This window comes from Bradyrhizobium sp. CCBAU 45389 (assembly GCF_028128625.1).
Taxonomy (GTDB): domain Bacteria; phylum Pseudomonadota; class Alphaproteobacteria; order Rhizobiales; family Xanthobacteraceae; genus Bradyrhizobium; species Bradyrhizobium liaoningense_B.
Genome location: NZ_LBIY01000096.1, coordinates 117769 through 142928, shown reverse-complemented (window position 1 = coordinate 142928; position 25160 = coordinate 117769). Strand labels below are relative to the sequence as shown.

The window sequence follows — 25160 nt, the reverse complement described above, 5'->3', positions numbered from 1 at the left end:
TCGGCGGATGCAACGAGCTCAGGCGACGTTGATCTTCTCGAAGATGCCCTCTGCGCCGATCTCCTTGGCGTAGGTGGCCATCACGGGGTCGGCGAGCTTCTTCATGGCGTCCCGCTCCTCGAACGGAACGCGCTTGAGCTTGCCGGCCTTCTCGAGCGTGTCGAGCTTGACGACCTCTTCGCTCGATTCCAGCTGACGGCCGTAGTCGCCGGCCTCCTTGCCGGCCTTCATGATCGCGTCCTGCAAATCCTTCGGCAAGGTCTTCAGCGTCTTCACCGAGAAGCAGATCGGCCGGATCGATACGGCGTGCTGGGTCAGGCTGAGATGCGGGGCGACTTCGTAGAACTTCATCGCCTCGACGCCGGCCGCCTCGTTCTCGCCGGCCGATATCACGCCGTTCTGGATCGCATTGTAGATCTCGTTATAGGCGATCACCGTCGGGCTCATGCCGACGGCCGCAAAGGTCTTCGACCAGATCGGGGCGCCCTGCACGCGAACCTTGAGGCCTTTGAGATCGGCGAGATTCTTGAGCGGCTTGTTGGCGAAGATGTTGCGGATGCCGCCGCCGGAATAGCCGATCAGAACGACTTCCGCCTTCGTCGCGACCTCGTCGGCGATCGGCGCCAGGATGTTGGCTTCGACGACCTTGTTCATGTGCTCGATGCCCTTGAACACGAAGGGCGCATCGATGAACGGAGCCGCCTTGGCGAAGGTCGACATGTGGGCCGGCGAGACGATGCCGTAATCGACCGCCTTGCCCTGCGACATGTACTCGAAATACTGCTTCTCGAGGCCGAGCGAGGAGTTCTTGTGCAGCGTGAAATTGACCGGCTTGCCGTAATATTTCTTCACCAGCTCCTCGAACCGGATCAGCGCCCGGTTGAAGGCATGGTCGTCGTTGAATTGCACAGCGCCGTTCAGCGTGATCGGCGCCTGCGCCCTGAGGATCGACGGCATGCCAATCGTGGCCGCCGCAGTGGTCGCACCGATACCAGCGAGAAATGACCGTCGCTTCATCGTCTCCCCTCCCTTTGATGCTCCGGCCCCGTCGCCGGGCCGTGCGTGCAGCCGGTATGCGGCTTGCGAGAGGGAGCGTATGAAAAACTCCGGCGGGACGGAAGTCATTTCGCGCGCGCTGGAGGTCTTCTTCGTCGCAGGACTTGCTCCTGCATGACCTGTTGCACTGCAACTCGCACTCCTGCTGGCGCGCGGCACGCCGCATCAGCGACCCCTCACTCCCTGGGACACGGGAAGACGCGCGGAGCTGTGCGTTGCACGCACAGACCCGCGCGTCTTCCACGACTGACCTAGTGCATATGACCAATCAGATAGATGCCGCCGCCGATCACGATGATCGCCGGCACAGCCCAGAGAATGAGTACTGGCATAATGCCCTCCTCAATTGGATGTGCAGACCTTGACGGTCTTCATGCCGCTCTCGGCTTCGGTGCGCGTCTTGTAGATCGTGCCCGACGGGCTTACGACGGTCATGGACGCGTCCATCGGCTTCTTGTCGACGATGGTGCACTTCTTGGTCTTGACGTCCTGGACCACGTAGAACTCGTCGGCTGCGAACGCCGGCAGGGAAAACGCAGCAACCATCAGTGCTGCAGTCGCCATCTTCAACTTCATTTCGTCTCCTCCTCCAATTGCCGGAATTCGCTCCGGTCGATCTGGAAACGGGAAAAAATGGTATTTTGTTCCTATCCTCGGGGAACGTCGCGCGCGGCGGGAGGTTGTTGCCGCGCTTATTTCTACGAGGAGGATAAGATGAAGAAACTGTTCCTGCTTTCCGCCGCGGCCGTTCTGATCTCGACCGGCGCATTCGCACAGTCCACCGTGACCACGACCGGAACCGGTCACGCCGCGGTCGTTCAGATCGAGCCGGAATACCGCACAAAGATCAAATCCTACGTCACCGAGCACCGCGTGCGCCCGATCACGACGAAGGAGAAGATCATCGTCGGCGCAACGGTACCGAGCGACGTCGAGCTCGAAGCGGTTCCGGCCGATTGGGGCCCGTCCCTCACCAGATATCGCTACGTCTATTCCGGCGAACGCGTGATGCTGGTGGATCCCGGCACGCGGACCGTCGTTCAGGAAATCGATTGATCAGGACTGGCGGACGAGCGGCCGCCGCGACGGCGGCCGCCTGCCGGAGTGAAGGCATGAAGCCGCATCGAGAGGCGCGCATCGCCGGGCTCAGTCTGGCGGCCATCTATGCCATGTGTCTGCTGCTGACCGCGATCAGCATGAGCTGAGGCGCAGGGCTCCCCCACTGCGCTGCAAAATCTGTCCGGACAGCGCGGCGCATGCGAAAATCGTGGCGCGATGCAGGTCCTGCCCGTATGGTTCTCGCCAAAATCATAATCCGGCGCCGCCGCGCCGGAATCGGGACGCCCGCGTTTGTCAAAGCTCACCCTGCCGGTCCGGCTCGCTCTCCTGGTCGCGGGAACGACGCTGCCGATGATCGTCTTCGCGGTCGGCCTCGCCTTCTACCATTACAAGCAGGACCGCAGCGATGCGGCCCGCCGCGTGCTGGAGAACGTGCGCAGCATGCGCCTTGTGCTGGATTCCGAGGTGCAGCGCATGACCGGCAGCTTGCAGGTGCTGGCGCTGACGAACTCGCTGCGCAACGACGACTTCCAGAACTTTCGCCGCATCGCGCTCGGCTTCCTCGACCAGTACGGCAAGGGCGGCCTGTTGCTGATCTCCGACCGCAAGGGCCGGCTGCTGTTCTCCTCGTCGACGGAGGACACCGCGAGCCTGCCGTCACGCGGCAATCTCGGTATCGTCGAGAAGGTGTTCGCGACCAGGACGCCGCAATATTCCGACCTGTTCACCGGCGCGATCAACGGGCGCCAGGTTCTGACGGTCGAGGTGCCGGTATCGCGCAACGGCGAAGTGATCTACGACCTCTGCTTCAGCCCGCCGGTCAGCATCTTCCAGGAGCTGGTCGAGAAGCAGCGGCCCGACCAGCAATGGACGGTGTCTCTGCTCGACACCAAGGGCACGGTGTTTGCCCGCGTGCCAAACCCGGGTGAAAACTTCGGCAAGCGCGCTTCGCCCTCGCTGTACGCGGAAATGTTTCGCGCACCCGAGGCGACGCTGTCCTCGGTCTCGCTGGACGGCGTCGCGCTCGCCTCCGCCTACACAAGATCTCAGCTCACGGGATGGACCGTGGCCGCGGGCGTCCCCGAGAGCTCGTTGATCGCGCCGCTCTGGCGCAACATCGCGATCACCAGCCTGATCGGCGGCATCCTGCTCTTGATCGGCCTCACCTTTGCGGTGCGGATGGCAACCACGATCGCGCGCGGCGAGATGCTGCACAATCTCCTGATCGAGGAGCTCAACCACCGCGTCAAGAACACGCTGGCCCTGATGCAGGCGATCGCGGTGCAGACCTTCCGCAGCGCCAGCCGGGACGAGCGGGCCAAGTTCGAGGGACGGCTCGGCGCGCTCGCCGAGGCCCATAATCTGCTCAGCCAGGAGAAATGGGCGGGCTCGGAGCTGAGGGACGTGATCGCCCGTGCGCTTCGGCCGTTCCTGTTGAGCAGTCCGGACCGCATCCGCATGGCGGGCCCCGCGGTGCCGCTGTCGCCGCGGCTTGCCGTGGTGCTGTCGATGATCGTGCACGAGATCGCCACCAACGCGGCGAAATACGGCGCGCTGTCGAACGAAACCGGCCGGGTGACGCTCGATTGGGAGGTCATCGCCGATACACCGAAGCCGCGGCTGCGCCTGATCTGGACCGAGATCGGCGGACCGCCGGTGACCGCGCCGGTGCGGCGCGGCTTCGGCTCGCGCCTGATCGAGCGTAGCGCGCGCGACCAGCTCGGCGGCGAGGCAACCGTCGACTTCCTGCCGCGCGGCGTCGTCTGCACCGTGACTTGCACGCTGGACGAGGCGCGGTAGCGATCTACTTGCGACACGCCGCGGCGGCGAGCCCCTCGATCCATTCCTGATGGGCGTTCAGCATCGGATTGGGCCTGGTCTGCGCCAGGTCCCTCGCCGGCTGGCCGGTCTGGGTCTCCTGCGTGAGAATGCGGACGCGGCCGCCGGGGAGATCCTCGATCAGCCAGGCGTGGTGGACGTCGAGCCGCGTCGCGGCATCGCCCTCGACCCAGCCGTGCCAGGCGACACGCGCCGGCTTGCCCGGCGCCGGCGGCTCGTATTCGGTCACTTCGGCCTCCACCGGAAAGCTGAAGGTGGTGAAGCGGAAGCGTGCCCCCAGACGCAGTGCGGGGCCCTTGCCGTCGTGGAAGCGGATATCCGAGACGTTGCTGTAATAGCTCGGCCAGGCCGTGGTATCGTTGAGCTGCGGCCAGACCTGGTCGGCACGCAGGCCCTTCACGATGATCTCGTTCGAGACGTAGTTGTCGGTCGTACCCGGCAGGTACTGATCGGGCCAGATGATATCGCTCATTGCAGGGAAATCCTTCGTTCGGATCGGATTGGCGTTCTCGCCATTGGACTTTCCGACAGATGGGGGTTACGTCCGGACAGCGCCAATCGCCATTTCCGATCACGATCATCAGCATGCGCGATATCAGAACCCTCGACCTCAACCTACTGAAGGCCTTCAATGCGCTGATCGAGGAGCGCCACGTCACGCGCGCCGCGGCGCGGCTGGCGCTGACTCAGCCCGCGATGAGCGGAACCCTGACGCGCCTGCGCGACAGTTTCGGCGATCCGCTGTTCGTCCGCACCCAGCGCGGCATCGTGCCGACCTCGCGCGCATTGGAGCTCGCAGATCCCGTCAAGCGGGTGCTGCAAGAGGTCGAGGCGCTCTTGAGGCCGCGCGCGTTCGAGCCGGCGGCCGCGAACTTCACGCTGTCGCTGGCGGCCACCGACTATGCCTTGCGGGCCGTCGTCGTCCCCTTCCTCGCAGCGCTGCGAACACGCGCCCCGCATATTCGCGTGGCGGTGCGCCAGATCGACGACGACCGGCTGCGCAGCCAGTTCGAGCGCGGCGATCTCGACCTTGCGCTGCTCACGCCGGAAACGACGCCCCCGGACCTGCATGTCCGCCGCCTGTTCGATGAGCAGTATGTCTGCGCGCTGCGCCGTGATCATCCCGACGCGAAGCGCAGGACGCTGTCGCTCGAACGCTTCTGCGCGCTCGACCACGCGCTGGTCTCCTATGCCGGCGACAGTTTTACCGGCACGACCGACACGGCTCTGGCAAAACTCGGGCACCGGCGGCGCGTCAGCCTGTCGGTGGCGAGCTTCCTCGTTCTCCCCGAAGTGCTGCGCGCAAGCGACCTCATCGCCGTCGTGCCCCGGCGTCTGGTCGCCGGGATCGACGGGCTGACCCTGCTCAAGCCGCCGCTGGACATCCCCGGCTTTGCCAAGATCGCCGCCTGGCACGATCGCACCCATCGCGACCCCGGCCACCGCTGGATCCGCGCGTTGCTGTTCGAGACGTCGGGCGTGAAAACGAGAAGGGAGAAGACCCCATGAAGATCACGAGCGTTCGCACCCACATCCTCGAGGCAAAGCTTTCGCAGCCTTTCGCCTATTCGCGCGCCTGGTACGACACCCGCACCGCAATGCTGGTCGAGATCGAGACCGACGCGGGGCTCACCGGCTGGGGCGAATGCTACGGACCTGCGCGGATCACGGCGGCCGTCGTGCAGACCATCGCGCCGTGGCTGATCGGCGAAGACCCGCTCTGCACCGACGTGTTGTGGCAGACGGTCTATGCGCGCCTGCGCGATCACGGCCAGAAGGGCGTCGTGATCCAGGGCCTGAGCGGCATCGACATCGCGCTGTGGGACATCAAAGGCAAGCATTTCGGTGTCCCCGCGTATCAGCTTCTCGGCGGCGCTTCGCGTCAAGAGGTGCAGGCCTACGCGACCGGGCTCTACCGGCGCAAGACAGGCGATCCGCTCGAATACCTGCCGGAGGAAGCAGCCGGCTATGTCGCGGAAGGTTTTCGCGCCGTGAAGCTGAAGGTCGGCTTCGGCATCGCGGAGGATGCCGCCGTCACGCGCGCGGTGCGCGAGGCGATCGGCCCCGATGTTGCGCTGATGGTGGATGCGAACCACGCCTATGACGCGGTCGCGGCGATCCGTCTCGGCCGCCTGATCGAGCGTCATGACATCGGCTGGTTCGAGGAGCCGGTGCCGCCGGAGGACATCGCCGGATATCGCGCGGTGAAGTCCGCGCTGTCCATTCCGGTCGCCGGCGGCGAATGCGAATTTACGCGCTTCGGCTTCCGCGACCTGTTCGCCTCGCATGCGCTCGACATCGCCCAGCCCGACACCTGCGCCGCCGGCGGCCTCACCGAATGCAAGAAGATCGCCGACATGAGCGAGGCCTTCGGCATTCGCTACAATCCGCATGTCTGGGGCACCGGGATTGCGATCGCAGCCTCGCTCCAGCTGCTCGCCGTGCTGCCGTCGCATACGCCGACGTCGCTCGCACCACTCGAGCCGATGCTCGAGTTCGACCGCACCGAACATCCGATCCGGCAGGCGATCCTGAAAGAGCCGATCGCGCACGCGAACGGCGTCGTGCGCGTCCCCGACGGACCGGGACTCGGGATCGAGATCGACCGTGAGGCGCTCGGGCGCTTTGCCGCGCGCTGAGGCGTGTCGTCGACAATCGAGCAGCGGTGCCGACCTGCTCGCGCTCCTCGTCGCAAGCCGTCTTTCACAAGCGATTTCAACGGCTTTTGACGCCTTTTCGCGCGATCTCCGTTCAACACAGCGACGCCGCCCGGCGTGCGTTTGCGAAAACGCGCACCTGCCCTGAGCAGGATCGGACAAAGCACGGCCGCTTCAGGAAAGACGCTGTTCCGTAACGCGCCTAGAACGCGCACGACCCGTACAAATACGGACGACTGACGTGCAACCTGAGACGATCAGGAGGAGCCGCACAATGATCGGGAGCACCGCACTCATGCGCAATCCCCCGCCCAAGGGCTTGCCACCCACATCCCTTACGAAGCCGGACAATGGCGCGATTTCCGAGCTGCGCGCTGCCGATGCGGAGATGGCGCGCGTGCTCAAGACGAGGCCGCTTCGCATGGCCTCCGATTCCCAGAGCGGCACCATTGCCTATTGGAAGCACGAGCCGCTGCACGACGTGGTCGAACCCATGGTCGATCACGTCATCATGGCCTATCCCGCCGGCTCACAGGCGCTGGAGCGGCGCAGCGGAAAATCGGCTGCGATCAGCACGGCGCGCCCCGGCGTCGTCACGATCATTCCGGCCGGTTCGACCTCGCGATGGGACATTCACCGGTCCATGCATGTGGTTCAACTCTATCTTCCGCAGCGGACGCTGTTGCGGATCGCCGACGAGGCCAGCACGGCAAGCGCCGGCGACCTCCTGGAAAGAACCGGGCATCCCGACGCCATCACCTCCCGCCTGCTGCTGAGCGCAGCCGACTCGCTCGAAGGCAGCGCCACGCTCGACACGCTGTTCAGGCAGCAACTGACCGATCTCCTCGCCACGCGCGTGCTCGCCGCCCATGCCGGCGTGCCGGCCGCGCCGCAACCGATCGTCGGCGGCCTCTCGCCTTCAGTGCTGCGCCGGGCCATCGAACGCCTGCGCTCCGACAGCGACGCTGACGTCTCGCTCTCGGCGCTCGCGTCCGACGCCGGTCTGTCGCGCTTCCATTTCTGCCGGTCCTTCAAGGAGAGCACCGGACTCTCGCCGCACGCCTGGCTGCGCCAGCACCGGCTCGAGCAGGCCATGAACATGCTGCGCGAGAGCAACGAATCGGTCGTCTCGATCGCAGCTGCGCTCGGCTATTCCTCGCAGACCGCCTTCGCCGCGGCGTTCAAGAAGCTGACAGGTGAAACGCCGAGCGATTGGCGCAGACGGACGCGGTAGCAGCAATCCCGCGACAGGGACGGCAATCGCTCTGGGGCAGTCGGATATCTGGTTCGCTAGACATCGCAGCAACAGACCACGCGGACGGAGACGCACAATGGACTGGAAACGCCTTGCAATCGCACCGCGCCGCAAAGCCATCGCAACGGCGCTCCTGTACGGGCTCTCACTGACCGTGCGTTTCACCTCGCCGACGGCCGAAGAGGCGCCGGCGCAGAACGCCAGTCTCCTGACGTCAATCCTGATCAATCATGATTGGCCGAGGAAAGCTTCAGTGCCGGTCGCCCTGCGCGGCTGGCCATCGAGCCCGAGAGGCTGCCAGGCGGCCTGTGGCAGCCCCGCGCTGCTGTCGTCACTGCCGAGCTGCACTGCCCCGTAAGGCCGCAGCGTCCACCGTTTCACCTCTTCGCGTCATCGCCGATCGCAGCAGGTTCCGCCGACCTTTGGCGGCCGCGACGACGCACGTCTGTCCCGATCACCAAAACTTAGGAGTGAACCACATGCGACTGCTCATCATCGGCGCCGGCTTTGCCGGCATGTATGCCGCCCTCTCCGCCGCCCGCCTGCGCGACATCCAGGGCGCTTCCCCTGACGATCTCGAGATCGCGCTGATCGCGCCTGAGCCGACGCTGGTGGTTCGCCCGCGGCTCTATGAGCCGAAGCCGGAAACGCTGACGGCCCCGCTGCTCGACGTCCTCAAGGCGATCGACGTCGATTACATCCAGGGCAATGCCGAGACCGTCAACACCGAGGCGCGGACGGTGCAGATCACGACGTCCCGGGACACGCGCAAGACCCTGTCCTACGACCGCCTGGTGGTCGCGACCGGCAGCCGCCTGTTCCGCCCCGACATCCCCGGCCTTGCCGAGCACGGTTTCAGCGTCGACTCGCTCGATGACGCCGTCGCACTGGACAAGCATCTGCATGGGCTTGCCGACCGGCCGGCCGTCAACGGACGCGATACGGTCGTCGTCGCCGGCGGCGGCTTCACGGGCATCGAGGCCGCAACCGAGCTGCCCGCACGCCTGCGCAAGATCCTCGGCAAGGATTCGAAGACACGCGTGATCATCGTCGAGCGCAACGGTGCGATCGCTCCCGATATGGGTGAAGGCCCCCGTCCGCTCATCGAGGATGCGCTGCGCAAGCTCGGCGTCGAGAGCCGCCTCGGGGCCTGCGTCGCCTCGCTCGACAGATCCGGCGTGACGCTGTCGACCGGCGAGCACATCGAAACCGAGACGGTGGTCTGGGCCGCCGGCATCCGTGCGGCGCCGCTGACCGCGCAGATTCCTGCCGAGCGCGACAATTTCGGCCGGCTGCTGGTGGATCGCGATCTGCGCGTACCCGGTGTCGCCGGCGTCTTCGCCACCGGCGATGCCGCGCGGGCCGCCTGCGACGACGAGGGCAATTACGCGCTGATGTCGTGCCAGCACGCCACGCGCATGGGCGCCTTTGCCGGCAACAATGCCGCCGCCGAGCTGCTCGGCGTTCCGACCAGGCCCTACCACCAGAAGCCCTATGTCACCTGCCTCGATCTCGGCGAGGCCGGCGCGCTGTTCACGCGCGGCTGGGAGCGCAAGGTCGAGATGGTCGGCGACGTCGCCAAGAAGACAAAGCGGGAGATCAACACCGTCTGGATCTATCCGCCGAAGGCCGAGCGCGCCGCTGCGCTCGCCTCGGCCGATCCCGAACGTGTGACCGATCTCTAGGCGCCGCGAAGCGATGGCGGCCGCGTCCTGGCTGCGCGGACCGTTCAACCAAGACCAGCCAGAAGCCTTCCATGAAACAGGAGACGAACATGAATCTGCACAACACCTCATATCCCCAGTCATCGGGCCCCGAAGAGCTCGTGCCGTCGCGCTACGCGCTCAAGATCGGCGAGATCGACGTGCTGGTGGTCAGCGACGGCGTGCTGCCGCTGCCGACCACGATGCTGGCGCACAACGCCGCCCCGGCCGAGCGTGCGGCCTGGCTGCACGACATGTTCCTGCCGCAGGACGCGTTCGACTGGGCGCTGAATGCGGTCATGGTGCGCAGCGGTGGCAAGACCATCCTGATCGACGCCGGCCTCGGCTCCGACCCGAACTTGCACCTGCCGCGGGCCGGGCAGTTGATCAAGCGGCTGGAAGCTGCCGGAATCGATCTTGCGTCCGTGACCGACCTGGTGCTGACCCATCTGCACATGGACCACATCGGCGGCCTGCTCGTCGACGGCGTGAAGGAGCGGCTGCGCAAGGACCTGCGCATCCACGTCGCGGCCGCCGAGGTCAAGTTCTGGGAGGCGCCCGATTTCTCGCACACCAACATGCCGCAGGGATTCCCGGACGCGCTTCGGGCCACCGCCAAGCGGTTCGTGAAGGAGTACGGCAGTCAGCTGCGGACATTCGATGAGACGCAGGAGATTGCGCCCGGCGTCGTCGCCCGTCGCACCGGCGGCCACACCCCCGGACACAGCGTGGTTCGCATCGCCTCCGGCGGTGACGCGCTGACATTCGCCGGCGATGCCGTGTTTGCCGTCGGCTTCGAGCAGCCCGACTGGCACAACGGTTTCGAACACGACCCCGAAGAAGCGGCGCGCGTTCGTATCCGTCTGCTGCGAGAGCTTGCCGAGACCGGCGAGATGCTGGTCGCCACCCACCTGCCGTTCCCGTCCGTGGGCCGGGTGGCGGTTGATGGCGACGCCTATCGTTGGGTGCCGGTGTTCTGGGACTACTGAGTAGCTACGCTTGTGCGAACTGGGCCGCTTCGCGGCCCAGCCTCGCTCGTGTCGCCAAGCACCTAGACGGTCGAGATGCCGTCGATCGGGCTGATATCCCCGACGAAGCGCAACAGGTCGGCCATGGTGAATTCACCCGGCACCTGCGACGGAAGTGTCGGCTTCCAGTTCTTGCCCTTGACCCAAAGGTACGACTGGTGATCGCCATGGACGAGGCCGACAAAGACCTCGGCGAGCAACGTCGCGCCGACCGGCCCCAGCCTTTCACCGCCGCCGCGCTGCTCCGCCTCCTTGAGGATGTAGTACCAGAGCGGGGTGTGCTCGTGCAGGCCATGCTTCTTCGCCACCGCACCGTCGCTCCCCTTCGAGATTTCGGCCGGCGTCAGCGGATTCTTGATCTTCATGGCCTTGGCCACATCCTGGCCGGACGGCAATCCCAGCAGCACGCCACGCTTGAGGTTGCGGAACGGCAGGCTGCCGCCATCACCCGGCAAGGTGTGGAGTTGCGGCACGACGAACGGATCGATCTTGCGGGATGAATTCAGTGCCACACCCGGCGGATTGGACGGCAGGACCGCATAGAAGCGCCGCCAGTCGATGATCCAGTTGCTCGAAAGCACCGGAAGAGGAAGCGGCGGCTGGATCGGATTGGGTGCGAGATCTCCGATGATTCCGCCAGAGAGCCCGGTAAACCTGAACAGCAGGTCGAGCGTCGCGGGCGTAAGGCCGCCCGGCCCGGGCGTGAAGATTCTGTTGTGGCTGTAGACCTGGCGAACCATGCTGTGGCCGAGACGATAGACGGCCGCGGAAAACTCGACCGGCATATAGGGCGTCTTCTTGAAGCGGTAGAAGCGCCGCCCCTGCTCCAGAATCTTCGCAACCAGCCCCTTCTCGGTGATCCGCTCGACAAAATCGTGCAGGACGATCCATTGATAGTGCCAGGTCACGATCCGGCGCGCCTCCTCGAATATCTCTCCGGGCGGCTTGCCTGACGCCGCAAGCTGATCGCAGACCTTGTTGTGAAATTTGAGCATCGCAAGATGGGTTTGCGCGACGAGCAGGTTCTCGTCGTTGCGATGATCGCCGATCAGGGCAAAGCCCTCGGGACTGCGCGGCAGATCGTTGCGATGATCTCCCGTGAGGCTGTCGACGTTGACGGTCTTGCCGATCAGGAGTTTCGGACCCGGGGTCTTGCCGTTGTCGCTCGCCGAGTTGCGCGCGTAGAGGTGACGGCTTCCGTCCGGACCAAGACCGTACACGCTGTCGAGATCGAGCGCCGGTGTACGAAAATTCTCAACAGCCATCGGGTCGGCCTCCTTGTCGCCAAAGGAGGTCAGATCCAGAGTGATGTCGTGATCGACGAATTGCCCGAGATAGGTAAAGCCTGCGGGTACGTTGGCATTGTTTCCCGCGGGGTCACCGGGGACCGGGTCCTTCATCGCATCGGCGAGTTCATGAAGCGGACCGTCATCGACCGCGAGCGGCTCGAGGGTCGGAAACATCCGACCAAACATGCCCGGATCGTCGTGTCCGGAAAGCGTATCCAGAAATTGTCGCGTCGGCTGACGTCCGGCTTTGCCGTGACCGGGCTGAACGTTCACGTCGGTTCCCATCGCTTGCTCCTTGAAATGCTGAAAAGGGAGAGGGGCGAGGAAGTCTGTCGATTGTTCCAAAATACTCGTGTCAGTATAGGTTTTCGAAAATTGCCCCTCTGGGTGCAGTAACACGAAATATTACCACAGATTGTATTTCGCAGAGAGCTTCATCAGCGAGGCGTTTTGCCCCACCCGAACACGCGCTGTTGATTGAATGCTAGCGCTTCGCGGCGAACCGCGCCCAGATCTCGGAGTCCGTATAAAAGTCGACGCCGCCGTCCAGATCCCGCACGAGCCACTCGCCGAGATAGACGATCTGCGTGCCGCTGCGTCGCTCGTGCCGAAGCTCGAACTTTCCCTCGGCATCCTTCTGAAGCGAACAGATCGACTGCACCCAGCTCGGCCATTCCTGCAACGGCTGACCGACGAATTGCCAGGCGACCAAAGCCGCGTTGTTCGACAGGGGCTCTAAGCGCAGTGTCTTGGTCACGTGATCTCCACCATGCGGTTGTCCCTAACTCCAACGTCCCGGGACTAAAAAGGTTGTTATCCAGCACGCTCCGCAGCGTGAGCATGACCGGCGATCCGTTCGGGTTCCATCCGTGAAAACCCGGTCTTCGCCTGCCGGATGGTTGCGCCCTACCCGATCGTCTGCAGCGCCGGAAACGTCTCGAGCAGCCAAATGCTCACATTCGAAACCGCGCCGGTGAGAAAGCCGATGCCGGTGATCACCATCAACACGCCCATGGCGCGCTCGACATTGACGAGCTGGCCCTTCATGCGCGCGAACAGCGTCGAGAACTGTTCGATCATCAGCGCGGCGATCAGGAAGGGAATGCCGAGGCCGGCCGAATAGACTGCGAGCAGACCTGCGCCCTTCGTCACCGTGGCCTCGGCCGCGGCGATCGAGAGGATCGCAGCCAGGATCGGACCGATGCAGGGCGTCCAGCCGAACGCAAAGGCGAGCCCCATGATGTAGGCGCCCCAGAGCCCGACGGGTTTTGGGATCGGCAGCCGACCCTCGCGCATCAACAGGCCGATGCGCGTCAGGCCGAGGAAGTGCAGGCCCATGATGATGATGACGATGCCGGCGAGGATCGACAGCTCGGCCGACCAGGCCCGGATCAGCCCGCCGATCAGCGAGGCGCTGGCGCCGAGCGCCACGAACACCGTGGAGAAGCCGAGCACGAACAGCAGCGCCGACATCATGATCGCGCGCTTGGAAGCCGAGGCCGGCTCCTCGCTCTCGACATGCTCGATCGTCGCGCCCGTGAGATAGATCAGGTAGGGCGGAACCAGCGGCAGGACGCAAGGAGAGAGGAAGCTGACGAGGCCGGCAATCAGCGCCGCCGGGATCGAAACATTTTGCATGATGCAGTCGGAGCCATCTCAGGCCCCAGCGCGGCGCGCGATGAATGCGCGCGGCCCGGAGCACCGGCTCTGGTGTAGCCGATGCCGGAGAATGCGCAACAGAGGCGCACAAAACCAGGGCTCCTCCCGATGCCGTCCGTGATCACAGATGCGGCATCGGGACGCGCACAAACCTCGCCAAAAAGCGAGACTCGGCGGCGTGGCTACTTCACCACGCGGAGCAGCGGACGCCGGGGCTGGTCCTGCGTCTGCTTGGAAGGGGGCTGCGGTTCGCTTCCGGCGTTCCGCAGCATTTCGTCGCACAGCGCCTTGAGATCGGCGCTATCAATTCCTTTGAGTTTCATCCGCACGTCGAGGATGACAATCGACAGCAGCTCGGCCGACTCACGACTGTTCATCTCGTTGAGCGCCCTGCGGCACTCCTCGAGCGTTTCCAGCACGGACTGCAACTGTTCGTCTGAATGCGACACCGGTCGTTCTTTCCGTTAATTCGGCCTGCGAGACGTAGTAGCGACGACCCCTTTGGCCCCCATGGGAGACCAAGGATAACACGAGGCCGCTACGCCTCTGAACATGATTTCAATGTGTTTCTGCGCTGAATCTGCGGTTCCGGCGAACATCGGCCCGCCGCACCGTTGGCTATCGTCGAAGCAGCCAGGGACAGAACGCCCGCTGCGCTGTAATTGATCCATTCCGGGAGTTGGAAGCGCCACTTGCGCAAGGACGTCCATTGCGGACAGCGCCGACAATCCCGCAGCCATCTCAAGGCTCGCAACGGAACTCACGCGACACCCCTCAGTTCAGGCGATCGTCTGCCCGATTCCCAGCCCGTGGCCGCACCTGAATACCACTCGCGAGGCAGTAAGGATGACGTTCAAAACTCGTCACCCCGCAACCCGCCGTGGTTGTGGTTTGCGCCAGATTCTGCCAGTTTAGCCACCTGAAGGGACTTGTATGCACTCCTTGGCGGAAAGGGGCGTTCCTCCAGAGGAACGCCTAAAAGCAAATCTCAGCGGCCTCTCCGATTGGGATGCGGCGCGCATCTTCCTGGAGGTCGTTCGCTGCGGAAGTTTCCGCTCGGCAGCCGAACGGCTGTCGCTGTCGATCAACGCTGTCCGCCGCCGCATTGATGATTTCGAGCGCCAGACCGGCACGACTCTGTTCACCCGCGACGTCCACGGCACTCATCTGACCGACGAGGGCGCGCTCGTCGTCTCCGCGGTCGAGCGGATGGAAGCAGCCGCGTTCGACGTGTTGCGCACCAGCGATTCGACCGGCAATGCGCTGTCCGGCGAGGTCCGCGTCGCCGTCACCGAGGGTCTCGGCACGTTCTGGCTCGCCCCGCGCCTGGTCGAATTTCAGCAGGCCTATCCGAAGATCCTGGTCGACCTGCATTGCGCGATGCGCTCGGCCGACGTCTCGCGCCACGAGGCCGACGTCGCCATCCATCTGTCCCGGCCTTCTGCGCTCGACGTCAAGCTGGTGCGGCTCGGCCGCATGCATCTGATGTTCTGGGCTTCGGAGAAATACCTCGAGAAATACGGCACGCCGCGCTCGGCCCATGAATTGATCAAGCACCGCCTGGTGCTGCAATTCGCCGACCAGCTCGCCGCCAAGGAGACTTTTGAGAGCTTCTTCCCGGGCGTTCAGGAACGTGACCTTCTGGTCATGAAGACCAACGTCTCAAGCGCCAATTACTGGGCGGTCGCGAATGGCGCCGGAATCGGCGTATTCCCGAGTTACGCCATTGCGCTTGGCGGGAAGTTGATTCCACTGGAGGTCGAATTGAACCGACCGCTGGATATCTGGTTGTCTTACCATCCCGGTAGCGGCCGCATCCCGCGCGTACGGCACATGATTGACTGGCTGATCGAGGCTTTCAATCCGGCTCGCTTCCCGTGGTTTAAGGAAGAGTTCGTGCACCCGCATGAATTCAAGGACTCGTATATGGGCGAACCCCTGACCCAGCTCTTCGGGGGATTTTCAACCGAAGAACGGTGAGAAACGACGATGAAAACAGCGGCGAAAAGAATGAAGCAGCGCAGTGCCGGCAAGCCGGACATCGAGCTTGGCAAGCGGATCCGTCTGCGGCGCGTCGAGATGAAGATCTCGCAGGCCGAGCTCGGCGAAAAGCTCGGCGTGAGCTTCCAGCAGGTCCAGAAATACGAGAAGGGCGTCAATCGCGTCGGCGCAGCCCGCCTGCAGCAGATCGCCTCCGCCCTCGACGTGCCCGTGACCTTCTTCTATGACGGCGACAACAAGGCGCGCGAAGTCGAAAGCCTGCTCTTCCTCGATTCGGCTTTCAGCCTCCGCCTGCTGCGCGCCTACAGCAAGATCAAGGACCAGACGGTGCAGCGTCAGCTCGTCTCGCTGATGGAATCGATCGCGGCCAACGAAAGCTGAGCGATCGGCGGCCTGGCCTTGACGGCCAACGTTCAATCCGCCGCGTCGCGGGGGCGCGGCCGGATTGGACGAGATCGGCTGGATCAGATCTTCTGAACCAGATTTGGCGTGCGCCATCCGCGCGCAGCCTTCGTTTTTCGGGGCGGCCTGACCGCCCCTTTTTCTTGTGCCTTTTTCTTGCCCTTTCCCCTTCCCCATCGCGGTTTTCGCGAACCCATCCCGGCCCTGCCGCGACCCAATCGAGAGACTCCGCAGCGGACGCGCGGAGCTTTCGACGGCCGTGCTTAATGGGACCTCAACACCGGTGGCCTAATTTTCCGCCGATTTCACCAATCGGCGCACGCGGCACGACGACCGAAAATTGCCAATGCGAGCGCCCGTCCGGGCCTCGCTCTCATGGGGAAAATGGGACACATGTCGAAACGCCATGCGATGATCATTGCCGTCGGCGTGCTCGCCAGCGCCTCGGCGCTCGCGCAAACCGAGACCGTTGGACAGGCCACGCCCAAGCCGGCAACGGCCGGGACAGTGCCGGCCGCGGCCACCCCCTCCCACACAGCTGCGCCGAAAACCGCCACGACGCCCGCCTCGACGCCGGAAAGCCGTTCGGCCGCGGCGCTCGCGCTGACGCACGAGCCGACCTATGACGAAGGCTCTGCCCAGCGTATCAAGGAGGCCGCGTTCAGCTATTCCGCGCTCGCCGTGCGCGGCGGCTGGCCGACGATCCCCGCGGATGCCAAATTCGCGCTCGGCGTCCAGGGCACGAGCGACGATCTCCTGCGCAAGCGGCTGATCCTCTCCGGCGATCTTTCCGCCGACAAGACCAGCGGCGCGTTCGACCAGGATCTCGCCGACGCGGTGAAGCGCTTCCAGGCACGCCATGGCCTCGCGCCGACCGGCACGGTGACGCCGCGCACGCTGGCGGCGATGAACGTCTCCGTGCAGAAGCGCATCCGCCAGTTGGAGGCCTCGCTCGAGCGGCTCGAGAACATGAACTTCGGTTTCGGCCAGCGCTATGTCGTGGTCAACATCCCCGCCGCCTTTGCCGAAGCAGTCGAGAACGACGTCGTGGTGCGGCGCTATCGCGTCATCGTCGGCAAGACCGAAAAGCCCTCGCCGACGCTGACGGCCCAGATCACCAGCGTCGTCCTCAACCCGACCTGGACGGTGCCGTCTTCGATCGCCAAGACCGAGATCTCGGCGCATATGCGGAAAGATCCGACCTATCTGTCGCGCATGCATATGGAGGTGCTCGACGCCCACGACAATCCGATCGATCCGCATTCGGTCGACTGGTCCGGCACGCGCACGCCGAACTTCACGGTGCGTCAGCACAACGGCACCTTCAACGCGCTCGGCGCCGTCAAGATCGACATGCCGAATTCCTATTCGGTCTACATGCACGACACCAACCAGCGCAATTTGTTCAGCGACGACTACCGCTTCGATTCCCACGGCTGCTCGCGCGTCGACAATGTGCGCGACCTCGCCGCCTGGTTGCTCAAGGACCAGCCGAAATGGGGCCGCGCCGCGATCGACGCGGAGATCGCCAGCGGCCAGCACCTCGAGGTCGCCATGGCGAAGAAGGTGCCGGTGGCCTGGATCTATCTCACGGCATGGATGACCAAGGACCAGACCATCCAGTTCCGCAACGACGTCTATAACCAGGACGAGCAGCTGCTGGAGGCGACCGCCGAGGAGGCGGCGTTCTTCGGCAGGGCCGCCGGCCATCCGCTGACCGCGCACATGCATGTGACGCAATAGGCGCTTGGCGCCATGCAATCGCGGCACAGGCTCGTGCAAAGCCCCTCGCCCTGCCGCGGTTGACCCCGGCCTCAGCCCGGCCGCACATTGCGCCTCGCCAACAACACGCGAGCGCGCGATGCCCGAGATTTCCAACGAAAAATCCTACGCCGACGGCAATATCCTCCAGCACGCCACCGATGGCGTCGGCGTGATCACCTTCAACAATCCCGACAAGCGCAATGCGATGTCACTGGAGATGTGGGAGGGCTTTGGCGAGGCGCTCACGGCCCTGCGCGACGACGAGGCCGTGCGCGTCGTGATCCTGCGCGGCGCCGGCGGCAAGGCGTTCGTCTCGGGCGCCGACATCAGCCAGTTCGAGAAGACGCGCCACAACGCCGCCGCGTCCGAGGAATATGCCAGGCGCAGCGTCGCCCAGCGCGCGCTGCTCGCCGACTATCCCAAGCCGACCATCGCCTGCATCCAGGGTTTTTGCCTCGGCGGCGGCATGCAGGTCGCGATGCTCGCCGACATCCGCCTCGCTGCACATGGCAGCCAGTTCGGCATCCCCGCGGCCAGGCTCGGCATCGCCTATGGCTATGACGGCCTGAAGCACCTGGTGTCGCTGGTCGGCCCGTCCTGGGCGCGGCTTCTGATGTACACGGGCATGCGCATCGATTCCACCGAGGCGCGGCGCATCGGCCTCGTCGAGCGCGTGTTTCCGGACGACCAGCTCTGGGGCGAGACCATGGCGATTGCCGAGACGATCTCGCAGAACGCCCCGCTCGCGATCAAGGCCGCCAAGATCACCATCGCGCAGGTCTTGAAGGACGAGAGCGCGCGCGACATGGACGCGATCAAGGCGATCGGCACCGCATGCATGGACAGCGCGGATTTCCGCGAGGGCCGGCAGGCCTTCATGGAGAAGCGCAAGCCGCGGTTCCAGGGGAAGTAAAGCTGAACCTTCATTCAGGAAGATTAAATTCCTCGTCCGCTCGCACCGCGGTAGCAACCAATTGATCCGTCGCAGGTTCTTCCGCCACCAATGAGGGAGAGCGCGATGAAACTCAAATTTGCTGTTCTTGGTCTGGCTGCCCTGGGCGGCGCGGCGCTGGCGTCAGGGCAAGCGCTCGCGGCGATGCCGAACGGCATTCCGCAAGCCGACCGGATCGCGAGCGGTCCGGCTGCGGACGTCGATCAGGTCCGCATGGTCTGCAATGCCTGGGGCCGCTGCTGGTGGCGACCGAACTATTACGGTGCCTATGGCTATTACGGCGCGCGCCGCTTCTACGGGCCACGGCCATATGGCTATTACGGCCACCGCCACTGGCGTCGCTGGTAATCGACGAAGGGGCCCCGAGGGCCCCTTTTTCACGCGCGCACGTTGACTACAGCGCCCCCAGCACCGCCTTCGTAATGTCGGCTGTGCCATTGCTGCCGCCGAACTCCATCGGCTTGATGCCGCCGGCATAGACCTGATCCACCGCGCGCTCGATTTGCTCGCCCGCTTCCGCCGCACTCTCCACGCCATGCTTCTCGGCGAGCCAGTCCAGCATCATCGCGGCCGACAGGATCATGCCGGTGGGGTTGGCCTTGCCCTGTCCCATGATGTCGGGCGCGGTGCCGTGGCAGGGCTGGAACACGGCATATTTGTCGCCGATGTCGGCGGACGGCGCCATGCCGAGGCCGCCGATCAGGCTCGCGGTGATGTCGGAGACGATGTCGCCGAACATGTTCTCCATCACCATCACGTCGAAATCCCAGGGACGCTTGACCAGCATCGCCGAGCAGGCATCGACATAGAGCCGGTCGGTCTTCACACCAGGATGCTTCTTCTCGATCTCGTCGAAGATGCCGCGGAAGAACGCAAAGGCCTTGAACACGTTCGCCTTGTCGACGCAGGTCAATGCGCCCGGCTTGCCGCGCGCCTTGCGCCGCTCGGCGAGGCGGAACGAGAACTCGAACAGACGCTCGGACGTCCGGCGCGTGATCACCATGGTCTCGCGCGCATCGTCGTGGGTGACGACGCCCTTGCCCATCGAGGCGAACAGGCCCTCGGTGGACTCGCGGATGACGACGAGATCGATGCCGCGCTTGTCCGCGCCGACGATCGGGCTGGGCACGCCCGGAATGAGCCGCGCCGGCCGCACGCCGGCATAGAGATCGAAGATGAAGCGCAGCTCGATCTGCGGCGCGATCTCGGTATTGTCGGGATAGCGCACCGACGGCAGGCCGCAGGCGCCCAGCAGGATCGCATCCGCCTCCTCGCACAGCTTGATCGTGGTATCAGGCATCGACTTGCCGGTGGCGAGATAGTTGTTGGCGCCGGCCGGCGCCTCGGTGAAGCGGAAGCCGAGGCCGGACTTTTCGCCGACCTTGCGCAGCACCTCGAGCGCCGGCGCCATGACTTCGGGACCGATGCCGTCACCGGCGAGCACGGCAATGTGGAAGGCGTTGTTTGCGGACATTGGGGTTCCTGAAGGAGAAGGTGTCATTCCGGGCGATGCAACGCATCGACCCGGAATCTCGAGATTCCGGGTTCGGTCCTTCGGACCGCCCCGGAATGACGGAGGGCACTACGGCGTCAGCACGGTGCGGCCGACCACCGCGCCCTGCTGCAATTGCACCAGCGCGTCGTTGGCCTTGGCGAGCGGGGCCGTCGTCACCGGGATCGGCGGCACCTTCTTGGTGCGGACGAGATCGAGCAACTCCTGCGTTTCGCGCAGGTTTCCGACATAGCTCCCCTGGATCGTCACCGCCTTGATCGGAATCAGCGGCAGCGCCCAGGTCGCGCCGCCGCCAAACAGGCCGACGATGATGAGCTTGCCGCCCTTGGTCAGGCAGTCGAAGCCGAGTTGGGTCGTGGCGGAGTTGCCGACGAGGTCGATCACGGCACGGATCGGTCCGCCCGCCTTCTTCGCAAGCTGCTCCAGCACATCTGGCGCCTTGGGATCGACGGTCGCGAGCGCGCCGGCCTTCTCGGCCGCTTCGCGCTTCCTCGCGTCGATGTCGACCATGATCGCCCCCTTGCCGCCCATCGCTTTCAGCAGCGACAGCGCCATCAGGCCGAGGCCCCCGGCGCCGAACATCACGATCGGTGTGTCGAAATGCTGCTCGACCTTCTTCAGCGCGCTGTAGGTGGTGACGCCCGAGCAGGCATAGGGCGCGGTCGTCGCGGGATCGAGGCCCTTCAGATTGAGCAGATAGCGCGGATGCGGCACCAGCATGTGGTCGGAATAGCCGCCGTCGCAATAGACGCCGAGCGAGCGCGGCGTCAGGCACATGTTCTCGTCACCGCCGAGACACGTCGCGCATTTGCCGCAGCCGATCCAGGGATAGACCAGGCCGACATCGCCGAGCTTGAGATCGCCCTGGTCGGTCGGCTTCACGTCCGGCCCGAAGGCGAGGACTTCGCCGACCGTCTCGTGCCCCATCGTCAGCGGCAGGTTGATGCCGCGATCCTTCAGCGACAGCGGCTTGCGGCCGTGGCCGAGATCATAGCCGCCTTCCCAGATGTGGAGGTCGCTGTGGCATACGCCGGCGGCCTTGACCTTGATCAGCACCTGCGTGCCCGAGGGCTGCGGCGTCGCCTCGTCGAACTCCTGCAGCGGCGCCTTGAAATCGGCAACCTTGAAACTCTTCATCGGAATCCTCCCGGCATGCTTGTCGTTCTCGGCCTCACCATGCCATGGCCGGCGAGGTCAGACAAACCGGTCTTAGTTCAGGCCAGCGGATGGTGGCAAGCGGCGAACTGGCCGGGTGCGACTTCGCGCAACTCCGGTATCTCCGCGCTGCATCGCTGATCGGCGCGCGGGCAGCGGGTGCGGAAGCGGCAGCCGGACGGCGGTGCAATCGGCGATGGCGGCTCGCCCGTCGCCACACTCTCCGCGGGACGCACATCCGGATCGGGCACCGGGATCGCCTGCAGCAACAGGCCGGTGTAGGGATGCGCAGGCCTTGCGAACAATTGCTCCGAGGGCCCGACCTCGCAGAGCCGGCCGAGATACATCACTGCGACGCGGTCGCTGACTGCTTTGACCACCGCGAGGTCATGCGCGATGAACAGCAGCGTCAGGCCGAAGCGCGCCTTCATCTCCTCCAGCAGGTTGAGGATCTGCGCGCGGATGGAGACGTCGAGCGCCGAGACCGGCTCGTCGCAGACGATGAATTCGGGGTTGAGCACCAGCGACCGCGCGATGCAGATGCGCTGGCACTGGCCGCCGGAGAATTCGTGCGGCAGGCGGTGCACGACGAGATCAGGATCGAGCCCGACCGCAGCGAGCACGTCATGCACGCGCCGCTTGCGCTCGGCGGCATCCTTGACGCCGGCAATGATCAGCGGCTCCGCCACGATATCACCGATGCGCCGGCGCGGATTGAGCGAGGCGATCGGATCCTGGAAGATCAGCTGCACCCGCCGGCGCATTTTTCGTAGCGCCTCGCCCTCCATTGCGGTGAGGTCCTCGCCGTCGAACATCACCCGCCCGGATTTGGCGCGGCGCAATTGCAGCACCGCGCGCCCCAGCGTCGACTTGCCGCAGCCGGATTCGCCGACCAGGCCCAGCGTCTCGCCGCGCGCGACCTGAAGGCTGACGCCGGAGACGGCATGCACCGTCTTGTTGCCGAGGCCATATTCGACGACGAGATTGTCGACGTTGAGGAGCGGCTTGTCGCGCACGGCCAGCTGCATCATGCACCGACCCCTTCCGTCATCTGGATCGGGTGGAAGCACGCATAGAGATGCCCGGGCATCTCCGCGCCCTTCAGCTCGGGCTTGGTTTCGTGACAGCGCCCGGCGGCATATCGGCAGCGCGGCGCAAAGGAGCAGCCGCGAAGCGGCCGGGTCGGATCGGGCGGACGACCGGAGATCGCGGGCAACGGCGTATGCGGCGCGGTCTCCAGCTTCGGGATCGCCGCCAGCAGCGCCTCTGTGTAGGGCATGTGCATGCGCTTGAACAGCGCCTGGGTCGGCGCGCGCTCCACCACCCTGCCCGCATACATCACCGCGACCTCGTCGGCGCGGCCGGCGACGACGCCGAGATCGTGGGTGATGATGATCATCGCCATGTGGCGGCGGCGCTGCTCGCGCGCGAGCAGATCGAGGATCTGCGCCTGGATGGTGACGTCGAGCGCGGTGGTCGGCTCGTCCGCGATCAACAGCTTCGGCTCGCAGGACAGCGCGATCGCGATCGCGATGCGCTGGCGCATGCCGCCGGAGCATTGATGCGGATATTGCGCGAGCCGCTGCTCCGGCGCGGGAATGCCGACGGCCGCCAGCAGCTCGATGCTGCGCGCCTTCGCGGCGGGCGCATCGAGCTCGAGATGCTCCTGGATCGTCTCCATCAACTGGGTGCCGATGGTGAGCACCGGATTGAGCGAGGTCATGGGATCCTGGAACACAACCGCAAGATCGCGCCCGCGCAGCTGGCGCAGGCGCTCGGAATCAAGCCGCACCAGATCCTCGCCGTCGAACATGACGCGGCCCGTCAGCTTCGCCTTCTTCGGCAGCAGCTGCAGCACCGCGCGCGACAACATGGTCTTGCCGCAGCCGGATTCGCCGACGATGCCGAGCGTGCGCCCGGCTTCGAGCGAGAGATCGACATGATCGACGGCGCGCAAGTTTCCGCGCGGGGTCGGCAGCTCGACCGCGACATCCTCGATGGTCAGGAGCGGCATGCTCACAACGCCCCCTGACGCGGGTCGGTCAGCGCCCGCAAGGTGTCGCCGACGAGGTTGAAGGCCAGCACGGTCAGGAACAGGCCCGCCGCAGGCAGGAAGGCGAGCCGCGGCGCGACGTCGAGGCTGTCGCGCCCCTCGCCGATCATGCTGCCCCAGCTCGCCATCGGCGGCGGCACACCGAGGCCGAGGAAGGACAGCGCGCCCTCGACCACGATGGTGACGGCGACGCCGAGCAGGAAGAAGGCCAGCAGCGGCAGGATCACGTTCGGCAGCAATTCGCGCAGGAGGATGCGCGCGTGGCTCGCGCCCAGCGCCTCGGCCGCGATCACGAACTCGCGCCGCGCCAGCGTCAGCGTCGCCGCGCGTGCCACCCGCATGAAGGCGGGAACGCCGAGCACGCCGAGGATCACGGTGAGATTGGGAATGGACTGGCCGAGATAGGCGGTCACTGCGAGCGCGAAGATCAGCGGCGGAAAGGCCAGCAGCACGTCCATGCTGCCGACCACCAGCGTCTCGAACCGTCCCCGGAAATAGCCGGCGAGCAGGCCGAGCGCGCCACCGAACACGAGGCCGATCATCGGCGCGATCAGCCCGACTGTCAGAGAGACGCGCGCGCCAAAGATCAGGCGGGCAAGCTCGTCGCGGCCGAGCCCGTCGGTGCCGAGCCAGTGCTCACTGGAGAACGCGGCGCGGCGCTCCAGCATGTCCATGTCGACAGGGTTCTGCAGCGGCAGTACCGGCGCCAGGATCGCCAGTGTCAGGATGATCGCGAGCCAGGCACTCGCGAGCCAGAACAACACCCCGAGCTTGCGCTTGCGCCGAACCGGTTCGGATACCGCCTCGTTCTGGATAGACAGCTCAAGCGTGGCCATGGCGGATCCTCGGATCGAGCACGGCGTAGAGCATGTCGACGATGAAGTTGACGATGACGAAGCCGCAGGCGACCAGCAGCACCACGCCCTGGAGGATGACGAGGTCGCGGGTGTAGATCGCGCCGACCAGCAGCCGGCCGATGCCGGGCAGCGCGAAGATCGATTCCACGATCAGCGTGCCGCCGAGCAGGCGGCCGATATTGATGCCCGTCACCGTCACCAGCGTCAGCGACGAGGGTTTCAGCGCATGCACGAACAGGATGCGCGCCGGCTTGAGCCCCTTGGCCTTGGCCAGCGCGATATAGTCCTCCTGCAAGGTCGCGATCATGTCGGAGCGGAGCACCCGCATGATTCCAGGCCATTCGGCGAGCGCCAGCGTCAGCGCCGGCAGCACGAAGAAGCGCAAATTGGCCAGCGGCTCCTCGGTGAACGGCACATAGCCGGTCGCCGGCAGCCAGTGCAGCTCGACCGCGAACAGATAGATCAAGAGGATCGCCATCAGGAAGGACGGCATCGACAGCATCGCGAACGCGCTGCCGGTCATGAAGCGGTCGAAGGCGCCGCCGGCGCGCGCGGCGCAGGCGATCGCGACGGGAACGCCGATCAGCAGCCCGATGAACTCGGCCATCAGCATCAGCTGGAGCGAGACCGGAATGCGCTCGGCGACCGCCTGCAGCACGGTCTGACCGGTGCGGAACGATCGGCCGAGATCGCCCTGCAGGACGTGGCCGAGCCAGCTCAGGTAACGCCACCACAGCGGCTGGTCGAGCCCCATGTCACGGCGCAGCGCCGCGACATTCTCCGGCGTCGCCTGATCGCCGAGGATGACGAAGGCGAGATCGCCCGGCAATAGCGAGGCGATCAGGAAGGTGAGCAGCGAGACGGCAAGCAGAACCGGCAGAATGGCAAGCAGCCGCCGAACGACGAAGTTCAGCATCG

Annotated in this window: 26 protein-coding genes; 13 read left to right on the top strand and 13 right to left on the bottom strand. The window is 65.2% G+C overall.

Going from position 1 to position 25160, the window contains the following annotated elements:
- Positions 1-18: 18 nt before the first annotated feature.
- Together XH79_RS30550 and XH79_RS30545 are read right to left on the bottom strand one after the other, a co-directional pair.
- Positions 19-1017, bottom strand: a complete 999-nt coding sequence (locus XH79_RS30550) for a TRAP transporter substrate-binding protein (RefSeq protein WP_271584037.1) — start codon at positions 1015-1017, stop codon at positions 19-21.
- A gap of 381 nt (positions 1018-1398) precedes the next feature.
- Positions 1399-1632 carry a hypothetical protein gene (locus tag XH79_RS30545; protein ID WP_212343513.1) on the bottom strand — a complete coding sequence of 78 codons (234 nt, stop codon included), beginning with the start codon at positions 1630-1632 and terminating at the stop codon, positions 1399-1401.
- 138 nt (positions 1633-1770) lie between these two features.
- Here XH79_RS30545 and XH79_RS30540 point away from each other — a divergent pair, with 138 nt between their 5' ends.
- Complete coding sequence (locus XH79_RS30540; RefSeq protein ID WP_271584036.1) at positions 1771-2112, top strand: DUF1236 domain-containing protein; 342 nt, start codon at positions 1771-1773, stop codon at positions 2110-2112.
- A gap of 294 nt (positions 2113-2406) precedes the next feature.
- Positions 2407-3915 carry a sensor histidine kinase gene (locus tag XH79_RS30535; protein ID WP_271584035.1) on the top strand — a complete coding sequence of 503 codons (1509 nt, stop codon included), beginning with the start codon at positions 2407-2409 and terminating at the stop codon, positions 3913-3915.
- A 4-nt stretch (positions 3916-3919) separates the two neighbouring features.
- Here the strand turns inward: XH79_RS30535 and XH79_RS30530 are convergent, their stop codons facing one another.
- Positions 3920-4426, bottom strand: coding sequence for an SRPBCC domain-containing protein (locus XH79_RS30530; protein ID WP_271584034.1), 507 nt, complete (start codon positions 4424-4426; stop codon positions 3920-3922).
- A 113-nt stretch (positions 4427-4539) separates the two neighbouring features.
- Between XH79_RS30530 and XH79_RS30525 the strand changes: the two genes are divergently transcribed.
- The 6 genes from XH79_RS30525 to XH79_RS30500 all read left to right on the top strand — a co-directional run bounded on the left by XH79_RS30525 (position 4540) and on the right by XH79_RS30500 (position 10558).
- Complete coding sequence (locus XH79_RS30525) at positions 4540-5463, top strand: LysR family transcriptional regulator (protein WP_271584033.1); 924 nt, start codon at positions 4540-4542, stop codon at positions 5461-5463.
- On the top strand, positions 5460-6593 hold the full coding sequence (locus XH79_RS30520; protein WP_271584032.1) for a mandelate racemase/muconate lactonizing enzyme family protein: 1134 nt from the start codon (positions 5460-5462) through the stop codon (positions 6591-6593). Before XH79_RS30525 ends, XH79_RS30520 begins: the two co-directional genes overlap by 4 nt.
- 292 nt (positions 6594-6885) lie before the next feature.
- Complete coding sequence (locus tag XH79_RS30515) at positions 6886-7845, top strand: helix-turn-helix transcriptional regulator (RefSeq protein WP_271584031.1); 960 nt, start codon at positions 6886-6888, stop codon at positions 7843-7845.
- Positions 7846-7942: 97 nt separating this feature from the next.
- On the top strand, positions 7943-8224 hold the full coding sequence (locus XH79_RS30510; RefSeq protein ID WP_212343506.1) for a hypothetical protein: 282 nt from the start codon (positions 7943-7945) through the stop codon (positions 8222-8224).
- 121 nt (positions 8225-8345) lie between these two features.
- A complete protein-coding gene (locus XH79_RS30505; protein ID WP_271584030.1) occupies positions 8346-9551 on the top strand; it encodes an NAD(P)/FAD-dependent oxidoreductase in 1206 nt (401 codons plus the stop codon).
- Between the two features lie 89 nt (positions 9552-9640).
- Positions 9641-10558 carry an MBL fold metallo-hydrolase gene (locus XH79_RS30500; RefSeq protein WP_271584346.1) on the top strand — a complete coding sequence of 306 codons (918 nt, stop codon included), beginning with the start codon at positions 9641-9643 and terminating at the stop codon, positions 10556-10558.
- Between the two features lie 62 nt (positions 10559-10620).
- On the opposite strand, the gene XH79_RS30495 is transcribed toward XH79_RS30500, so the two are convergent.
- The 4 genes from XH79_RS30495 to XH79_RS30480 all read right to left on the bottom strand — a co-directional run bounded on the left by XH79_RS30495 (position 10621) and on the right by XH79_RS30480 (position 13994).
- Positions 10621-12171, bottom strand: a complete 1551-nt coding sequence (locus XH79_RS30495; protein ID WP_271584029.1) for a peroxidase family protein — start codon at positions 12169-12171, stop codon at positions 10621-10623.
- A gap of 199 nt (positions 12172-12370) precedes the next feature.
- Entirely contained in the window at positions 12371-12643 is a 273-nt protein-coding gene (locus XH79_RS30490; RefSeq protein WP_212343503.1) for a hypothetical protein, read from the bottom strand.
- Positions 12644-12792: 149 nt separating this feature from the next.
- Positions 12793-13524 carry a cytochrome c biogenesis CcdA family protein gene (locus tag XH79_RS30485; RefSeq protein ID WP_212343502.1) on the bottom strand — a complete coding sequence of 244 codons (732 nt, stop codon included), beginning with the start codon at positions 13522-13524 and terminating at the stop codon, positions 12793-12795.
- Between the two features lie 203 nt (positions 13525-13727).
- A complete protein-coding gene (locus tag XH79_RS30480; protein WP_211401495.1) occupies positions 13728-13994 on the bottom strand; it encodes a hypothetical protein in 267 nt (88 codons plus the stop codon).
- A gap of 484 nt (positions 13995-14478) precedes the next feature.
- On the opposite strand from XH79_RS30480, the gene XH79_RS30475 reads away from it, so the two are divergent.
- From XH79_RS30475 to XH79_RS30455, 5 genes are all read left to right on the top strand, one after another.
- Positions 14479-15525 (top strand): LysR family transcriptional regulator, encoded by a 1047-nt coding sequence (locus XH79_RS30475; RefSeq protein ID WP_212343501.1) that lies wholly within the window; start codon positions 14479-14481, stop codon positions 15523-15525.
- A 30-nt stretch (positions 15526-15555) separates the two neighbouring features.
- A complete protein-coding gene (locus tag XH79_RS30470; protein ID WP_020608151.1) occupies positions 15556-15927 on the top strand; it encodes a helix-turn-helix domain-containing protein in 372 nt (123 codons plus the stop codon).
- Positions 15928-16341: 414 nt separating this feature from the next.
- On the top strand, positions 16342-17691 hold the full coding sequence (locus XH79_RS30465; RefSeq protein WP_271584028.1) for a L,D-transpeptidase family protein: 1350 nt from the start codon (positions 16342-16344) through the stop codon (positions 17689-17691).
- Positions 17692-17809: 118 nt separating this feature from the next.
- Positions 17810-18625 (top strand): enoyl-CoA hydratase, encoded by an 816-nt coding sequence (locus XH79_RS30460; protein ID WP_271584027.1) that lies wholly within the window; start codon positions 17810-17812, stop codon positions 18623-18625.
- 105 nt (positions 18626-18730) lie between these two features.
- Positions 18731-19012 carry a hypothetical protein gene (locus tag XH79_RS30455; RefSeq protein ID WP_212343498.1) on the top strand — a complete coding sequence of 94 codons (282 nt, stop codon included), beginning with the start codon at positions 18731-18733 and terminating at the stop codon, positions 19010-19012.
- Positions 19013-19058: 46 nt separating this feature from the next.
- On the opposite strand, the gene XH79_RS30450 is transcribed toward XH79_RS30455, so the two are convergent.
- The 6 genes from XH79_RS30450 to XH79_RS30425 form a co-directional block, all read right to left on the bottom strand.
- A complete protein-coding gene (locus tag XH79_RS30450) occupies positions 19059-20138 on the bottom strand; it encodes an isocitrate/isopropylmalate dehydrogenase family protein (RefSeq protein ID WP_212343497.1) in 1080 nt (359 codons plus the stop codon).
- Positions 20139-20246: 108 nt separating this feature from the next.
- Complete coding sequence (locus tag XH79_RS30445; RefSeq protein WP_271584026.1) at positions 20247-21314, bottom strand: alcohol dehydrogenase; 1068 nt, start codon at positions 21312-21314, stop codon at positions 20247-20249.
- A gap of 77 nt (positions 21315-21391) precedes the next feature.
- Positions 21392-22363, bottom strand: a complete 972-nt coding sequence (locus XH79_RS30440) for an ABC transporter ATP-binding protein (protein ID WP_212343495.1) — start codon at positions 22361-22363, stop codon at positions 21392-21394.
- On the bottom strand, positions 22360-23352 hold the full coding sequence (locus XH79_RS30435; RefSeq protein WP_442869979.1) for an ABC transporter ATP-binding protein: 993 nt from the start codon (positions 23350-23352) through the stop codon (positions 22360-22362). The genes XH79_RS30440 and XH79_RS30435 overlap by 4 nt, the downstream gene beginning before the upstream one ends.
- A complete protein-coding gene (locus XH79_RS30430; protein ID WP_271584024.1) occupies positions 23349-24221 on the bottom strand; it encodes an ABC transporter permease in 873 nt (290 codons plus the stop codon). The genes XH79_RS30435 and XH79_RS30430 overlap by 4 nt, the downstream gene beginning before the upstream one ends.
- The gene (locus tag XH79_RS30425; RefSeq protein ID WP_212343492.1) at positions 24208-25158 is read right to left on the bottom strand and encodes an ABC transporter permease; all 951 of its coding nucleotides are present in this window, start codon (positions 25156-25158) and stop codon (positions 24208-24210) included. Before XH79_RS30425 ends, XH79_RS30430 begins: the two co-directional genes overlap by 14 nt.
- Positions 25159-25160: the final 2 nt, after the last annotated feature.

Bases quoted from the DNA above. Each gene is read 5' to 3' on its own strand.
- XH79_RS30550 (WP_271584037.1), bottom strand. From the start codon at position 1,017: ATGAAGCGACGGTCATTTCTCGCTGGTATCGGTGCGACCACTGCGGCG.
- XH79_RS30540 (WP_271584036.1), top strand. From the start codon at position 1,771: ATGAAGAAACTGTTCCTGCTTTCCGCCGCGGCCGTTCTGATCTCGACC.
- XH79_RS30510 (WP_212343506.1), top strand. From the start codon at position 7,943: ATGGACTGGAAACGCCTTGCAATCGCACCGCGCCGCAAAGCCATCGCA.
- XH79_RS30520 (WP_271584032.1), top strand. From the start codon at position 5,460: ATGAAGATCACGAGCGTTCGCACCCACATCCTCGAGGCAAAGCTTTCG.
- XH79_RS30530 (WP_271584034.1), bottom strand. From the start codon at position 4,426: ATGAGCGATATCATCTGGCCCGATCAGTACCTGCCGGGTACGACCGAC.
- XH79_RS30445 (WP_271584026.1), bottom strand. From the start codon at position 21,314: ATGAAGAGTTTCAAGGTTGCCGATTTCAAGGCGCCGCTGCAGGAGTTC.
- XH79_RS30425 (WP_212343492.1), bottom strand. From the start codon at position 25,158: ATGCTGAACTTCGTCGTTCGGCGGCTGCTTGCCATTCTGCCGGTTCTG.
- XH79_RS30440 (WP_212343495.1), bottom strand. From the start codon at position 22,363: ATGATGCAGCTGGCCGTGCGCGACAAGCCGCTCCTCAACGTCGACAAT.
- XH79_RS30505 (WP_271584030.1), top strand. From the start codon at position 8,346: ATGCGACTGCTCATCATCGGCGCCGGCTTTGCCGGCATGTATGCCGCC.
- XH79_RS30475 (WP_212343501.1), top strand. From the start codon at position 14,479: ATGCACTCCTTGGCGGAAAGGGGCGTTCCTCCAGAGGAACGCCTAAAA.
- XH79_RS30515 (WP_271584031.1), top strand. From the start codon at position 6,886: ATGATCGGGAGCACCGCACTCATGCGCAATCCCCCGCCCAAGGGCTTG.
- XH79_RS30460 (WP_271584027.1), top strand. From the start codon at position 17,810: ATGCCCGAGATTTCCAACGAAAAATCCTACGCCGACGGCAATATCCTC.
- XH79_RS30450 (WP_212343497.1), bottom strand. From the start codon at position 20,138: ATGTCCGCAAACAACGCCTTCCACATTGCCGTGCTCGCCGGTGACGGC.
- XH79_RS30455 (WP_212343498.1), top strand. From the start codon at position 18,731: ATGAAACTCAAATTTGCTGTTCTTGGTCTGGCTGCCCTGGGCGGCGCG.
- XH79_RS30485 (WP_212343502.1), bottom strand. From the start codon at position 13,524: ATGCAAAATGTTTCGATCCCGGCGGCGCTGATTGCCGGCCTCGTCAGC.
- XH79_RS30465 (WP_271584028.1), top strand. From the start codon at position 16,342: ATGTCGAAACGCCATGCGATGATCATTGCCGTCGGCGTGCTCGCCAGC.
- XH79_RS30525 (WP_271584033.1), top strand. From the start codon at position 4,540: ATGCGCGATATCAGAACCCTCGACCTCAACCTACTGAAGGCCTTCAAT.
- XH79_RS30470 (WP_020608151.1), top strand. From the start codon at position 15,556: ATGAAGCAGCGCAGTGCCGGCAAGCCGGACATCGAGCTTGGCAAGCGG.
- XH79_RS30500 (WP_271584346.1), top strand. From the start codon at position 9,641: ATGAATCTGCACAACACCTCATATCCCCAGTCATCGGGCCCCGAAGAG.
- XH79_RS30430 (WP_271584024.1), bottom strand. From the start codon at position 24,221: ATGGCCACGCTTGAGCTGTCTATCCAGAACGAGGCGGTATCCGAACCG.
- XH79_RS30495 (WP_271584029.1), bottom strand. From the start codon at position 12,171: ATGGGAACCGACGTGAACGTTCAGCCCGGTCACGGCAAAGCCGGACGT.
- XH79_RS30545 (WP_212343513.1), bottom strand. From the start codon at position 1,632: ATGAAGTTGAAGATGGCGACTGCAGCACTGATGGTTGCTGCGTTTTCC.